At 63.5% G+C, this 13,427-nt stretch carries 14 protein-coding genes, 1 tRNA gene and 1 pseudogene; 11 read left to right on the top strand and 5 right to left on the bottom strand.

From position 1 onward, the window contains the following. Positions 1–17 precede the first annotated feature (17 nt). Together JNO50_RS12830 and JNO50_RS12825 are read left to right on the top strand one after the other, a co-directional pair. A complete protein-coding gene (locus JNO50_RS12830; RefSeq protein WP_189536663.1) occupies positions 18–1,139 on the top strand; it encodes an efflux RND transporter periplasmic adaptor subunit in 1,122 nt (373 codons plus the stop codon). A gap of 3 nt (positions 1,140–1,142) precedes the next feature. Beyond that, positions 1,143–4,265 carry an efflux RND transporter permease subunit gene (locus tag JNO50_RS12825; RefSeq protein ID WP_189536665.1) on the top strand — a complete coding sequence of 1,041 codons (3,123 nt, stop codon included), beginning with the start codon at positions 1,143–1,145 and terminating at the stop codon, positions 4,263–4,265. Between the two features lie 33 nt (positions 4,266–4,298). Here the strand turns inward: JNO50_RS12825 and JNO50_RS12820 are convergent, their stop codons facing one another. Then, positions 4,299–4,778 carry a hypothetical protein gene (locus JNO50_RS12820; RefSeq protein ID WP_215796373.1) on the bottom strand — a complete coding sequence of 160 codons (480 nt, stop codon included), beginning with the start codon at positions 4,776–4,778 and terminating at the stop codon, positions 4,299–4,301. 181 nt (positions 4,779–4,959) lie between these two features. Between JNO50_RS12820 and JNO50_RS12815 the strand changes: the two genes are divergently transcribed. The 3 genes from JNO50_RS12815 (at position 4,960) to JNO50_RS12805 (ending at position 6,361) form a co-directional block, all read left to right on the top strand. After that, a complete protein-coding gene (locus JNO50_RS12815; protein ID WP_189536725.1) occupies positions 4,960–5,187 on the top strand; it encodes a type II toxin-antitoxin system Phd/YefM family antitoxin in 228 nt (75 codons plus the stop codon). Continuing rightward, entirely contained in the window at positions 5,184–5,606 is a 423-nt protein-coding gene (locus JNO50_RS12810; protein ID WP_215796372.1) for a type II toxin-antitoxin system VapC family toxin, read from the top strand. Before JNO50_RS12815 ends, JNO50_RS12810 begins: the two co-directional genes overlap by 4 nt. Positions 5,607–5,848: 242 nt before the next feature. Continuing rightward, complete coding sequence (locus tag JNO50_RS12805; RefSeq protein WP_189536668.1) at positions 5,849–6,361, top strand: HigA family addiction module antitoxin; 513 nt, start codon at positions 5,849–5,851, stop codon at positions 6,359–6,361. 12 nt (positions 6,362–6,373) lie between these two features. On the opposite strand, the gene JNO50_RS19280 is transcribed toward JNO50_RS12805, so the two are convergent. From JNO50_RS19280 to JNO50_RS12795, 3 genes and pseudogenes are all read right to left on the bottom strand, one after another. After that, positions 6,374–6,523 (bottom strand): phage integrase central domain-containing protein, encoded by a 150-nt coding sequence (locus tag JNO50_RS19280; RefSeq protein ID WP_373298410.1) that lies wholly within the window; start codon positions 6,521–6,523, stop codon positions 6,374–6,376. 102 nt (positions 6,524–6,625) lie between these two features. Beyond that, a pseudogene (locus JNO50_RS19275) lies at positions 6,626–6,834 on the bottom strand (Arm DNA-binding domain-containing protein); the annotation flags it as partial. A 184-nt stretch (positions 6,835–7,018) separates the two neighbouring features. Then, positions 7,019–7,094: transfer RNA gene (locus JNO50_RS12795), tRNA-Ala, on the bottom strand. 141 nt (positions 7,095–7,235) lie between these two features. On the opposite strand from JNO50_RS12795, the gene hpnC reads away from it, so the two are divergent. Genes hpnC through radA form a run of 6 tightly spaced genes read left to right on the top strand, consistent with a single transcriptional unit; the run spans position 7,236 to position 12,903 of the window. Beyond that, positions 7,236–8,060: a squalene synthase HpnC gene (hpnC, locus tag JNO50_RS12790; RefSeq protein WP_189536669.1), complete on the top strand. Its 825-nt coding sequence runs from the start codon at positions 7,236–7,238 to the stop codon at positions 8,058–8,060. Between the two features lie 39 nt (positions 8,061–8,099). Beyond that, positions 8,100–8,945 carry a presqualene diphosphate synthase HpnD gene (gene hpnD / locus JNO50_RS12785; protein ID WP_189536671.1) on the top strand — a complete coding sequence of 282 codons (846 nt, stop codon included), beginning with the start codon at positions 8,100–8,102 and terminating at the stop codon, positions 8,943–8,945. Next, positions 8,942–10,219: a hydroxysqualene dehydroxylase HpnE gene (gene hpnE / locus JNO50_RS12780; protein ID WP_189536674.1), complete on the top strand. Its 1,278-nt coding sequence runs from the start codon at positions 8,942–8,944 to the stop codon at positions 10,217–10,219. Before hpnD ends, hpnE begins: the two co-directional genes overlap by 4 nt. A gap of 2 nt (positions 10,220–10,221) precedes the next feature. Further along, positions 10,222–10,977 (top strand): SDR family oxidoreductase, encoded by a 756-nt coding sequence (locus tag JNO50_RS12775; RefSeq protein ID WP_189536676.1) that lies wholly within the window; start codon positions 10,222–10,224, stop codon positions 10,975–10,977. A gap of 11 nt (positions 10,978–10,988) precedes the next feature. After that, entirely contained in the window at positions 10,989–11,537 is a 549-nt protein-coding gene (locus tag JNO50_RS12770) for a hypothetical protein (protein ID WP_189536679.1), read from the top strand. Between the two features lie 7 nt (positions 11,538–11,544). After that, positions 11,545–12,903 carry a DNA repair protein RadA gene (radA, locus tag JNO50_RS12765; protein ID WP_215796370.1) on the top strand — a complete coding sequence of 453 codons (1,359 nt, stop codon included), beginning with the start codon at positions 11,545–11,547 and terminating at the stop codon, positions 12,901–12,903. 75 nt (positions 12,904–12,978) lie between these two features. On the opposite strand, the gene JNO50_RS12760 is transcribed toward radA, so the two are convergent. Further along, positions 12,979–13,329: a DUF2325 domain-containing protein gene (locus JNO50_RS12760; protein ID WP_189536681.1), complete on the bottom strand. Its 351-nt coding sequence runs from the start codon at positions 13,327–13,329 to the stop codon at positions 12,979–12,981. Positions 13,330–13,427: the final 98 nt, after the last annotated feature.

The following is a 13,427-nucleotide window of genomic DNA, read 5'->3' as shown; positions in this document are numbered from 1 at the left end:
CGTTATCCGGATTTTTTATGCACACAAGCCAATCGATTAAGACACTCCCGGTTATTCTGGCGCTGCTTGGCATCGCCGTGACAGGTTGCTCCCCGGCGCAGCAAGAACCTGCGCACGGCCCGACCGAAGTCCTGGTCCGGAAAATCGAAGCGCGCCCCGCCGTGCTCGATACCGAACTGCCGGGGCGGACCGCCGCGTTCACCCTGGCCGAAGTGCGGCCGCAGGTGGGCGGCATCGTGCTCAAGCGTCTGTTCGAGGAGGGCAGCGATGTCAAGGCCGGCCAGCCTCTGTATCAGATCGACCCGGCCACGTATCGGGCGACGCTGGACAGCGCCGAAGCGAACCTCGCCGCGCTGAACCAGAAGGCCGAGCGCTACCGGCAGCTGTCCGCCGTCGATGCCGTCAGTCGCCAGGATTACGACGATACGATGTCCCTGCTCAAGCAGGCGCGGGCGACGGCCGAAACGGCGCGCATCAACCTGAATTACGCCCGTGTCACCGCCCCGGTGTCCGGGCGGATCGGCAAGTCGAACGTGACGATCGGCGCGCTGGTGACCACCGGGCAGGCCGAACCGCTGGCGACGATCCAGCGGCTCGATCCGATCTATGTGGACGTGACCCGTTCGACGGGCGAGCTCCTGCAGCTCAAGCGGGATCTGGCCAGCGGCGCGATCAAGAGCGCGGGCGCCACGGCGGCGCGCGTCAAACTGATGTTCGAAGACGGTTCGGCGTATTCCCGGGAGGGCAAGCTGGAGTTCTCCGATGTGACGGTGAATCCGAGCACCGGGTCGGTCACGCTGCGCGCCGTCTTCCCCAATCCGCGGCATGATCTTCTGCCGGGCATGTTCGTGCGCGCCCGTCTTGTGGAAGGCGTGAGCGAACAGGCGATCCTCGTGCCGCAAAACGTCATCGCCCGGGACAGCAAGGGGCAGGCGGTCGCCATGGTGGTCGGCAAGGACGGCAAGGCCGAACAGCGCGTGGTGCAGACACCGCGCGTCGTCAATGGCGAATGGCTGGTGAGCGCCGGCCTGAAACCGGGCGATCTGCTGATCGTCGGCGGCTTGCAGCATATCCAGCCCGGGATGCCCGTCAAGGCGGTGCCGGCTCCGCAGGACCATGCCGCCGGCGCGGGGGAGTGACCCATGTCGCGCTTTTTCATCGACCGTCCGATTTTCGCCTGGGTCATCGCCATCGTCATCATGCTCGCCGGCGTGATGGCGATCACCGGCTTGCCGGTTTCCCAGTACCCCAACATCGCCCCGCCGCAGGTCAGCATCAACGCGAGCTACCCGGGCGCTTCCGCCTCCACCATCGAAAACACCGTGACCCAGGTGATCGAGCAGAACATGAAGGGGCTGGACGGGCTGACCTATATGTCGTCGACGAGCGACTCGGCCGGCGGCGTCACCATTTCGCTGACCTTCAATGCCAACGTCAATCCCGATGTGGCTCAGGTGCAGGTGCAGAACAAGCTGCAGCTGGCCACGCCGAAGCTGCCGCAAGTGGTGCAGAAGGCGGGCATTTCGGTGTCCAAATCGGTCTCCAATTTCCTGATGGTGGTCGGCCTCGTGTCCGAGAACGGCAACTTCAATGGCGCCGATCTGGACGACTATGCGTCGGCCAACCTGCTCGATCCGATCAGCCGGGTCGACGGTGTGGGCGGGGTGCAACTGTTCGGCGCGCCCTACGCCATGCGCGTCTGGCTCGATCCGAACAAGCTGTTCAGTTACAAGTTCACTCCGGCGGAGGTCAGCGCCGCCATTTCCGCGCAGAACGCCGAAGTGTCGGCCGGCCAGTTGGGCGGCACTCCCTCCGTCAAGGGGCAGAAACTCAACGTGACGGTGACCTCCCAGTCCTTGCTGCGCACGCCGGCCCAGTTCGGCCAGATCGTATTGCGCGTCAATGACGACGGTTCCGTGGTGCGGCTGAAGGACGTGGCGCGCATCGAGCTGGGGCGGGAGAGTTACGATTTCGTGTCCCGCTTCAACGGTAAGCCGGCGACCGGCATCGCGGTCAACCTGGCCACGGGCGCCAATGCCCTGAAAACGGCGCAGGCGGTCCGGGAGACGATCGCCGATCTGGAAAAACAGTACCCGGCCGGAATGAAAACGGTCTACGCGTTCGATACCTCGCCGGTGGTGAGAATTTCCATCCACGAGGTGATCGTGACGCTGGCCGAAGCCATCGTGCTGGTGTTCCTGGTCATGTATCTCTTTTTGCAGAACTTCCGGGCCACGCTGATTCCGACCATCGCCGTGCCGGTGGTGCTGCTCGGCACCTTCGGGGTGCTGTACGCCTTCGGCTATTCGATCAACACGCTGACCATGTTCGCCGTGGTGCTGGCCATCGGCCTTCTGGTGGACGACGCCATCGTGGTGGTCGAGAACGTCGAGCGGGTGATGAGCGAGGAGGGGCTGTCGCCCAGGGAGGCGACACGCAAATCGATGGACCAGATCACCGGCGCGCTGGTGGGCATCGGCCTCGTGTTGTCGGCGGTATTCGTGCCGATGGCGTTTTTCGGGGGATCGACCGGCGTGATCTATCGCCAGTTCTCCATCACCATCGTCTCCGCCATGGTGCTGTCGGTGCTGGTGGCCCTGGTGCTGACGCCGGCGCTGTGCGCGACCTTGCTCAAGCCGCTGGACAAGGAGCACGAGAAGTATCACAAGGGCTTTTTCGGGTGGTTCAACCGCCAGTTCGACCGCGGCACCGAGCGCTATCGGGGTCTGGTCGGCGGGATTCTTGGCCGAACCGGCCGTTTCGCCCTGCTGTATCTGGCCATCGTGGCGATCATGGGGGTGCTGTTCTGGCGGCTGCCGACGTCCTTTTTGCCGGACGAGGACCAGGGCATCGTGTTCGCCCAGGTGCAGCTGCCGCCCAACTCGACCCAGGAGGATACCGTCAAGGTGCTCAAGAAGGTCGAGGACCATTTCCTGGTCAGCGAGAAGGCGAATGTGGAGTCGGTGTTTTCCGTGGCGGGCTTCAGTTTCGGCGGCAGCGGCCAGAATGCCGGGATGGCGTTCGTGATGCTCAAGGACTGGAGCCGGCGCCCGGCGGCCGAACAGAAGGTTCATGCGCTCGCCGGGCGGGCCATGGGGGCGTTTTCGCGCATTCACGAGGCGATGGTGTTCGCGTTCGCGCCGCCCGCGGTGATGGATCTTGGCAATGCCTCCGGCTTCGATTTCCAGCTGCAGGACCGGGGCGGGCTGGGGCACGCGAAACTCGTCGAGGCGCGCAACCAGCTGCTTGGCATGGCGGCCAAGCACCCTGATCTGGTCGGTGTCCGGCCGAACGGCATGGACGACACCACGCAGTACCGGCTGGAGGTGGATCCGGCCCGCGCCGGCGCCTTCGGCCTGAATATGGCCGATGTCAACGATATGCTCTCGACGGTGTGGGGCGGCAGCTATGTGAACGATTTTCTCGACCGTGGCCGGATCAAGAAAGTCTACATGCAGGGCGAGGCTCGCTACCGCATGCAGCCACAGGATCTGGATCGCTGGTACGTGAAGAACAGCAAGGGCGACATGGTGCCGTTCTCGGTGTTCTCCCGGGCCCGGTGGACGTACGCCTCGCCGCGCCTCGAGCGCTATAACGGCGTGCCTTCCGTCCAGATCATGGGGCAGGCGGCCCCGGGCCGCAGTACCGGCACGGCCATGAAGGCGATGGAAGAGATCGCGGCGAAACTGCCGGCCGGCATCGGCTATGCCTGGACCGGCCAGTCCTACCAGGAGCGGCTCGCCGGTTCCCAATCCACGCTGTTGTACGCGCTATCGATGCTGGTGGTGTTTCTCTGCCTCGCGGCGCTGTATGAGAGCTGGTCGATTCCGTTCTCGGTGATGCTGGCGGTGCCGTTGGGCGTGGCCGGCGCCTTGCTGGCGACCTGGTTGCGCGGCCTGTCGAACGATGTCTACTTCCAGGTCGGTTTGCTGACCACCATCGGTTTGGCGACCAAGAACGCGATCCTGATCATCGAGTTCGCCAAGTCGCTTCAGGAGCAGGGCATGGAGCTCATCGAGGCGACGGTCGAGGCGGCGCGCATGCGGCTGCGTCCGATCCTGATGACGTCGATGGCGTTCGGCCTGGGCGTGTTGCCTCTGGCGCTGGCCAACGGCGCAGGCTCGGGCGGCCAGAACGCCATCGGCACCGGCGTGCTGGGCGGCATGGTGGCCTCCACCGTGCTCGGCATCCTGCTCGTTCCGCTGTTCTTCGTGCTGGTGCGCCGTCTTTTCCAATCCTCCCGATCCGGCAACGCCGCGTCGTGACACAGGACGCGGTGGTCACTGGCCACCGCGTCTTCACTTCCTTCTCCTTTCCCGTTTTTTGCCGGTACCGATGGCGTCTCCGCCGAGGTTTCGTGTGAATGTTTTTGTCATTTTTGTTGCATAGACTGCATGGCGCAGGTGGACCAGGACACGCCTGTGGCCAATGAAAGGGGCAACGACAGTGATGAAAAGAACGGCAAGGCGGGTCTTGATGAACCAAAAGGGGCGAATTGATCGCATTGCCTTGGGTGCGGGGGTTGCCGTGGCGATGTCGATGGGCGTTTGCGGGGTGGCGAGCGCGGATTTGGCGTGCGATCCGGATCGTCTGGCGTTCTCGCTGGAACAGCTGGGCCGCGTCGATCGGAGTGTTCGCAACCGGTCTTTCGATGACCCGGATGCGGTGGCGAAGATCTTTCGCGTCGATACGATAGCCAGGCCAACCTGAACGCCATCGTCGCTCACGCTGGCTACCGGTTCATCGCGCGGGATTTGCGCCAACAACGATGACAACATTACTGCTTCGCGTGGGCTAGGGTGTGCCGCAATCTTACCCAGCTGCCACGCAGGCGAATTTGTGCAACAAGAGCAGAAACCTCCACGCCTATCCCTCAAGGGAGGATGAAAGGAACTTCGCGGTCCGCGCGACAATGCGCTATGATTAAGACCATAGTTCATGACCATGGTTGGAGTGTGTATGGAAACCGTTATTGGCGCTGGAGCCTTCAAGGCACGCTGTCTGCAATTGCTGGACGATGTGGCGGCGACAAGGGAGCCTATTGTGATTACCAAACATGGCAAAGCCGTGGCCAAGGTTGTGCCGATTCCCCCGGCTGCCGAGTTATTCGGCGCATTGAAGGGCAGTGTGCTGCTCGATGCGGACATTGTCGCACCCTTGGAAAACGACTGGGAGGCCGCCCGTTGACTTGTCTTTTGATTGATACGCATGTTCTGGTATGGCTCATGCAGGGTGACAGCAGTCGTTTGTCCAACAGAACCGTTGAGTTGATCGAGCAGGCCGCTCAGGAGGATACCCTGTATGTTTCTGCTATCACGCCTTGGGAAATCGCCATGCTGGTCAGCAAGGGGCGTTTGTCGCTGGATCGTGATGTAGGGGAATGGCTGCAGCTGGCGCTGTCGATCTCCGGTATCCGCATTGCGCCCTTGTCGCCGGATGTTGCCGTGGCTAGCACGCGTTTGCCTTGGGAGTGCCATCCGGACCCGGCGGATCGCATCATTGTCGCCACGGCTCGGCACCTGGGGGCTGTCCTGGTTACCGAGGATTTGCTCCTGCTTGGCTATGCGGGGCAAGGGCATTTCCAGGCCCGGCAGGCAAGCCGTTGAAATCCCTGGCATGACTTGTCGTGGCGGGGCCACGAAAAACATCCGAGTTCTTGAGAACCCTTCCGGCAACAGGCTGGAACCACTCAAGGGGGATCGGATCGGACAGTACAGCATCCGCATCAATGAGCGGTAGCGCGTTTGCTTTCGGTTCCGGGACGGGATTGCCTCCGATGTCGAGATTGTTGATTACCACTGATTGACGTGATGGCCGGGGCGGAAGCCCCGGCTCTTTGGGAGGTTGTATGCGTGAAGCTCCATTAGCCCACCCCGGCGAAATTCTTGCCCTTGACTGGCTGGAGCCTATTGGCGTGTCTCAGTACGCGTTGGCAAAAGCCATCGGCGTGCCGCCGCGCCGCATCAATGAGATTGTCCACGGCAAGCGCTCCATCACGCCAGACACTGCGCTGCGCCTTGCCGCTTTTTTCGGCACTGATGCACAATCATGGCTGAATTTGCAGGCTCACTATGATCTTGAGACGATGCGCGACAAGATTGCCGACGATCTGCAGAAGATCGAACCGCACAAAAGAGGCGGCACGATTCCGCACGACGTTGTGAGGCGCCTGGTTGATGGGGCGACACCGGCACGAGCATGGCGCGAGCATCTGGGGCGAGCACAGGCCGACGTCGCGGCGCTGTCAGGCATCAGCGTGTCGGACTATGCCAAGGTCGAGGCCCTAGACGAGCTGTCTCCCGAGCATCGTGAGATGATCGCAGGTGCGCTGGGCATCGCCCCGGATCTGCTGGACTTTTGACCCGCTGGGCACTTATGCGGCCAATAGCTCCGGCGCTTCTATTTCCGCAATAGGTCGGCTGCCCAGCCATGGGAAGACATCGAGTTCAAAGCGGCGAATGACTTTACTGGCATGCCCTTCTGCCCACGTTGGTTGCTGCTTGGCAAACCACTCGCGCGCCACGGCCTCAACACGGTTTTCTGTTTGAAGTGCCTTGGCGGTCTTCTGGGTTTTCCGGTGTACACCGGGGTCGATGTCCTCAGATAGCTGACGGTGGGCATCCTCGCGCTTTTGTCTGGCTTCCTTCAAAGGCACTTCGGGGTAGACGCCAATGGCAAGCAACTTCTCCTTGCCTGCGAAGCGATACTTCATGCGCCAGTTTTTGCCCCATTGGGCATGACCCGAAGACTCAGACCTTGCCCATCTGCGAACTTTGCGATCTTGCCATCCGCCTTGGGTTTGGCGTTTTTGATTGCTGAATCGGTGAGCGGCATCTGTCAGCCTTTCATTGGGTTGGGGGTATCGACCTTGATGACATAGGTTTCTACCCAAAAATATACCCCCTGATACCCACGGATTCAATTGGCATTCTCTGGAACGGATAGGCAACAAAAAACCCGCATAGCCTTTGCTAGTGCGGGTTGTCTGGTACTTGTCGGTACTGCCGGGAAGTGTTTTTGGTGGAGCTAAGCGGGATCGAACCGCTGACCTCTTGCATGCCATGCAAGCGCTCTCCCAGCTGAGCTATAGCCCCGTGTTCCAAACACAGTGGGGCGCATTATAGGTGCGGCATTTGTGCTTGTAAAGGGAAAATGCGGCGACAGGCGGTGAAATATTCAAGTCAATGTCAGGGTATAATCCGTTTTGTCATTACAACTCTTCGGGCTGCACGCGAATGTCAGTCGGTCACTACGAAAACTTTCCGGTCGGGTCCCTGGCGTTGCCGCGCCGCATGCGCAAGGCCGTGCATGCCGTGTATCATTTCGCACGGTACGCCGACGATGTGGCCGACGAGGGGGAGATGGCGGCCGCCGAGCGGTTGGCGATGCTTGACGAATTGCGGCTGGAGCTTGACCGGGTGCGCGATGGCGTCGCGCCGCACATGCCGATGATGGCGCGCCTGGGCGAGGCGATTGCCGCGCACGACTTGCCGCTCGAACCGTTTTACGACCTTTTGTCCGCGTTCTCCCAGGACGTGGTCAAGACCCGCTACCAGAACTTCGCCGAGCTGGTCGATTACTGCCGGCGCTCGGCCAATCCGGTCGGACGCCTGATGCTGGCGATATTCGGAGAGACCGATTCGCGGCGTGTCGCGATGTCCGACGGCATCTGCACCGCGTTGCAGTTGATCAACTTCCTGCAGGATGTGGCCGTCGACTGGAAGAAGGGCAGGGTCTACCTGCCCGCCGAGGATCTGGCGCGATTTCGCCTGACCGAGGCGGACATCGGCGCCGGTGCCGCGTCGGGCCGCCCGTCGCCGATGTGGACGCCGATGATGCTGTTCCAGATCGATCGCGCCCGCCGCATGCTGCAAGGCGGCGCGCCGCTCGGACGCCAACTGCCCGGGCGTCTGGGATTCGAGTTGCGCATGATCATCCTCGGGGGGGACAGGATTTTGTCCAGGTTGCACGAATCGGGCGGCGACGTGTTCGCGTCTCGCCCGGTGTTGAACTGGAAAGACTGGCTTTACATGATTCGCCGCGCCCTGCTGGCGCGCTGAGTCCGAACAACCACGATATAACCAGAACAGGAGCGGGGCGTGACTCCCGATCAATATTGCCAAGAGAAGGCGGCGTCCAGCGGGTCGAGCTTCTATTACAGCTTCCGCTTTCTGCCTGAAACGCGCCGCCGCGCCATCACCGCGCTGTATGCCTTCTGCCGCGAAGTCGACGATGTGGTCGACGAGTGCCACGACGAGAACGTCGCCCGTACCAAGCTTGGCTGGTGGCGCGGCGAACTGGACCGCCTGTACGACGGCAAGCCCGACCATCCCGTGACGCGTGCCCTGGCTCCGCATGTCGGAGCCTTCTCGCTGGACAAGGCGCTGCTCGCGGAAATCATCGACGGCATGGAGATGGATCTGAAGTACGCGCGCTACGACAGCATCGATGACTTGCTGGTGTACTGCCACAAGGTGGCCGGTGTGGTCGGTCAGCTGGCGGCGCGGATTTTCGGGTTCGTCGATCCGGCGACGCTCGATTACGCTCACGAGCTCGGCATCGCTTTCCAGCTGACCAATATCGCCCGCGACGTCGGCGAGGATGCCCGGCTCGGACGCATCTATCTGCCGATGAAGGAGATGGAACGCTTCAACGTTCCGGCCGCCGATATCCTGTCCTGCAAGGAAACGCCCGAGTTCGAGGCGCTGATGCGGTTTCAGATCGAGCGCGCCCGGGAGCGTTATGCCGCGGCCTGGGCGAAGCTGCCCGCCGCCGACCGCAAGGCGCAGCGTCCCGGTCTGTTGATGGCGGCGATCTACCGCGCCACGCTCGACGAGATCGCGCTGGACGGGCCGGCCAAGGTGCTCAATCAGCGCCTGTCGCTGACCCCGGTGCGCAAGCTGTGGCTCGCCTGGAAAACCTGGACGTTCGGATACCGCCCATGACACCGCGCGTCGCCATCGTCGGCGCCGGCTGGTCCGGACTTGCCTGCGCCGTGGAACTCGCGGGGTCGGCCGACGTGACGCTTTTCGAAGCGGGCCGCGAGGCGGGAGGGCGCGCGCGCCGGGTCGAAACCGCTTCGCGCTTCCTGGACAACGGCCAGCATATCCTGATCGGCGCCTATCGCGACACGCTGGCCCTGATGCGCAAGGTCGGCGCGGATCCGGAAACGCTGTTCGAGCGCACCTCATTGCGCTGGTACCGGCCGCGCGGCCTGCGCATGTGGTGCCCGCCGCTGCCGGCGCCGCTGCATCTTCTGGCGGGTCTTGTCCTTGCCCGCGGCATAGGCTGGAAGGACAAATACCTTCTGGCCCGCGCGCTGACGCGCCTGAAGCTCGCCGGATGGCGGCTTGACGAAGACATGCCGGTCTCGCGCTGGCTTGCGCGGGAACGCCAGAGCGACACGCTGTGCCGGCTGTTCTGGCATCCTCTGGTGCTCTCGGCGATGAATACTCCCGTCGATATCGCTTCGGCGCAGATTCTGGCCAATGTCCTGCGCGACAGCCTGGGCGGCGAGCGCGGCGACAGCGATCTTCTGCTGCCGCGCAGCGATCTGTCCGAACTGTTCCCCTTGCCGGCTTGCGCATGGCTTGGCGGGCAGGGGGTGCGGCTGCGTTTTGGCGAACGGGTCGCCGGGATTGCCGGCGACGCCGGAAACTGGCGAATCGGAGACGAGACCTTCGATGCCGTGGTGCTGGCCGTGGCGCCCTACCATCTGGACGGACTGGTCGACGATGAGGGACTGTTGTCGGCCGTCAAGGCATTCGATTACTGTCCGATATATACCGTGTACTTGCAATTCCCGGTGCCGGTCAACCTGCCGGTTTCGATGTGCGGCGTGCGCGATGGCGCCCACTGGCTGTTCGACCGCGATTTGCTGACCGGCGAGACCGGCATGGTGGCGGCGGTGATCAGCGCGCCGCGGGAAGACGAGGTCGCCGACCGGGACGTGCTGGTCCGCCGGCTTGTCCAGGAAGTCCGGGAGATCGACCCCGCGCTGCCCGAGCCGGAGCGCTACCGGATCATCGTCGAGAAGCGGGCCACCTTCGCCGCGCGCGTCGGCCTGGCTCGTCCGGCGACCCGCTTCGGGCTACACTCCATGTATCTGGCCGGCGACTGGGTCGCCTCCGACTATCCGGCCACGCTGGAAGGGGCCGTGCGTAGCGGAATCTCCGCCGCTCGGGCCCTGCTGCACGATTTTACTCAGAACGCAAAGTGAAGATGATCAACGAATTCGCAAAAGACTGTCTGGCCGGCCGGGTGATTCTGGTTACCGGCGCTTCCCAGGGGATTGGCCGGGCCGTGGCCGAATGCTATGCGCGCCACGGCGCCTCCGTGGTGCTGCTCGCGCGCAGCGTGCGCGGGCTGGAAGCCGTGTACGACGGCATTGTCGGGGAAGGGCTTGCCGAACCCGCCGCCATCACCCTCGATCTGCTGACCGCCACGGAGACGGAGTTCAATAATCTGGCCTACCAGATCAAGGGAACGTTCGGGCGCCTGGACGGCATCGTGCACTGCGCCTCGCACTTTTACGCCTCGTCGCCGCTGGTCAACCAGGGCATCGAGGAGTGGATGAACCAGTACCGGGTCAACACCGTCGCGCCGTTCGCGCTGACCCGGGCCTGCCTGCCCCTGCTCAAGGACGCGGAGGACGCCTCCGTGCTGTTCGTCGGCGAAACCCACGGCCTGCATCCCGGCGCGTTCTGGGGGGCGTTCGGCGCCTCCAAGCAGGGGTTGGGCTACCTGACGCAGGTGGCGGCCAGCGAGTGGGACATGTTCCCCGGTTTGCGCGTCAACCTCCTGGTGCCCGGTCCGGTCAATTCGCCGCAGCGTACCCGCACCCATCCCGGAGAAGACAAGACCGAGCGCGCCCAGATTGCCGATCTCATGCCGCATTTTCTGTTCTGGATGAGCCGCGAGAGCCGTGGTCGCAGCGGCGAGATCATCGAGCTTGACTTGCGTACGGTCCGACCCTGAGGAGACGCGCCATGCGGGTGCTCTTGCTGTTGCCCATTGTCCTGTCGCTGTCGGCCTGCAACTGGCTGACCAATGTGACCGGCCTGTCCAAAGACGCCAACAAGGCGATCGGAGCGGCATGCCGTCAGACCGGACGCTCCCTCGAGGAGTGTTACCTGCGCAACCCCGATGCCGACAAGGCGGCCATCTACGCCGGCTGGCGCGAGATGCAGGAATACATGGTCAAGCAGAAGCTTGGCGAGATGGAGCGGCCCGCCGAGCCCGTGGCATCGGCGCCGGCGGCTCAGGCGCCCCGGGCCGATGCTTCGCGCTCCGCCGCGGCTTCGGCGCCGCAAAGCGCCGAACGCAAGCACCTGACGAGCGAAGAGGCGGATCGCATGGCCAAGAACGACCCTCAGGTCGAGGCCGTGCTTGCCGCCATCAAGAAGCAGAATGCGTCGGACAGCAAAAAACGCGCGGGCCATGGTGGCGAGAATCGCAAGATCCTCAACCTGATCAACGAATTGAACCAGAAGGACGGCAGGGGCGCGGCCAAGCCCGAGCCCAAGCCGGCCGAATGAACGGCGAATGGCCAAGATAAAAACCGTATACACCTGCGGCGAATGCGCGGGGCAGACGCCCAAGTGGCAGGGACAGTGCCCGCATTGCGGCGCCTGGAACACCCTGAGCGAAACCGTTTCCTCCCCCGCCTCCGGCGGCGGTCGCTTTCAGTCCTGGTCGACCGGCTCTTCGGTGCAGTTGCTCTCTGATGTGACCGCCGAGGAAGTGCCGCGCGATCCGTGCGGCATCGACGAACTGGATCGCGTGCTCGGCGGCGGTATCGTGCGCGGCGCGGTGATCCTCATCGGCGGCGACCCCGGCATCGGCAAATCCACGCTGCTCTTGCAGGCGCTGTCGGCCACCGGCGAGCGCCGCAAGGTGCTGTACGTGTCCGGCGAAGAATCCCCCCAGCAGATCGCCCTGCGCGCCTCGCGCCTCGCCGTCGATCCGTCGCGGGTGCGTTTTTTGGCGGAGATCCGGCTTGAGGCGATCTTGCCGGCCATCCGCAAGGAGGCGCCGGAAGTCGTGGTGATCGACTCGATCCAGACCCTGTACACCGAGCAGGTGACCTCGGCGCCGGGCTCGGTGTCTCAGGTGCGCGAATGCGCCGCCCAGCTGACGCGCATGGCCAAGGAAACCGGCACCGCCATCATCCTCGTCGGCCACGTCACCAAGGAAGGCGCGCTGGCCGGTCCGCGCGTGCTCGAGCACATGGTCGACACGGTGCTGTACTTCGAAGGCGACACGCATTCGAGTTACCGGATGATCCGCGCCATCAAGAACCGTTTCGGCGCGGTCAACGAGCTGGGGATTTTCGCGATGACCGAACGCGGACTGCGCGGCGTCTCCAACCCCTCGGCGATTTTTCTGTCGTCCTACCGCGACGACGTGGCCGGCTCCTGCGTGCTGGTCACCCAGGAGGGCACGCGTCCGCTGCTGGTCGAAGTGCAGGCGCTGGTCGATGATTGCCACGGCTTCCAGCCCAAGCGGCTGACCGTCGGGCTCGAGCAGAACCGCCTGGCGATGCTGCTGGCCGTGCTGCACCGCCACGCCGGCGTGGCGGCGTTCGATCAGGATGTGTTTCTCAATGCCGTCGGCGGCGTGAAGATCGCCGAGCCGGCGGCGGATCTCGCCGTCATCCTTTCCATCGTGTCGTCGTTGCGCAATCGCCCCCTGCCGGAAAAACTCGTCGTATTCGGCGAGGTGGGACTCGCCGGCGAGGTGCGGCCGGTGGCGCGGGGCCAGGAGCGTCTCAAGGAGGCGGCCAAGCTCGGTTTTGCCCGCGCCATCGTTCCCCGGGCGAACGCTCCGCGACAGCCGGTGGAGGGCCTGGAAATCCATGCGGTGGAGCGTCTCGAAGAGGCCGTGGCGTTCTGCCGCGGCTGAGCGGGGGCAAAAAAAGCCGGGCGCGCGGCCCGGCAACATGAGCTTCAGAATGGCTTCGCGGGGAAAGGTCCCGTGTCAGTGCGCCTTGCGCCTTGACGCGTTGGGACAGTCGTTCGGGCAGGCCGCGCAGGTTTTTTCACCGATGCCCGCGCCGTCAAGGCAGGTTTTGAGTGAGCACACGGACCGGCGGCAGGCGATGAAGCGGATGTTGTGCTCCTGCGCCAATTCGCGGAAATGACGCATCACGTTGTGCCCGAGAAAATCCGTGAACAGTATCAACAGATCGGTACCGGCCGGCAGCCGGTCGAGCTTGCGTTGGTGCGAGCGGTTGCGGCCGCTCAGGTGGCGTTGGATGGTAATGCCGTACCCGCTGAGTACGTCAGGGATGTTGCCCAGGGTGTCGGCTCCGACCAGCATGGCATTCACGATGCGAACTCCTCGTTACGGTTGATGTTTGCAAATGCTAATCATTATCATTTGCGATGTCAATCGCTCCGTTTTGTCATGCCGCCTGTCCTCTTGAA

It is taken from the genome of Paludibacterium paludis (genome assembly GCF_018802605.1).
Taxonomy (GTDB): Bacteria; Pseudomonadota; Gammaproteobacteria; order Burkholderiales; family Chromobacteriaceae; genus Paludibacterium; species Paludibacterium paludis.
The sequence above is the reverse complement of the archived record's forward strand: the minus strand, read 5'-3'. Positions and strand labels throughout refer to the sequence as shown.

Coding starts and splice junctions, on each gene's coding strand:
- hpnC (WP_189536669.1), top strand. CDS start 7,236: ATGTCAGTCGGTCACTACGAAAACTTTCCGGTCGGGTCCCTGGCGTTG.
- hpnE (WP_189536674.1), top strand. CDS start 8,942: ATGACACCGCGCGTCGCCATCGTCGGCGCCGGCTGGTCCGGACTTGCC.
- radA (WP_215796370.1), top strand. CDS start 11,545: ATGGCCAAGATAAAAACCGTATACACCTGCGGCGAATGCGCGGGGCAG.
- JNO50_RS12830 (WP_189536663.1), top strand. CDS start 18: ATGCACACAAGCCAATCGATTAAGACACTCCCGGTTATTCTGGCGCTG.
- JNO50_RS12825 (WP_189536665.1), top strand. CDS start 1,143: ATGTCGCGCTTTTTCATCGACCGTCCGATTTTCGCCTGGGTCATCGCC.
- JNO50_RS12820 (WP_215796373.1), bottom strand. CDS start 4,778: ATGTTGTCATCGTTGTTGGCGCAAATCCCGCGCGATGAACCGGTAGCC.
- JNO50_RS12805 (WP_189536668.1), top strand. CDS start 5,849: ATGCGTGAAGCTCCATTAGCCCACCCCGGCGAAATTCTTGCCCTTGAC.
- JNO50_RS12770 (WP_189536679.1), top strand. CDS start 10,989: ATGCGGGTGCTCTTGCTGTTGCCCATTGTCCTGTCGCTGTCGGCCTGC.
- JNO50_RS12815 (WP_189536725.1), top strand. CDS start 4,960: ATGGAAACCGTTATTGGCGCTGGAGCCTTCAAGGCACGCTGTCTGCAA.
- JNO50_RS12775 (WP_189536676.1), top strand. CDS start 10,222: ATGATCAACGAATTCGCAAAAGACTGTCTGGCCGGCCGGGTGATTCTG.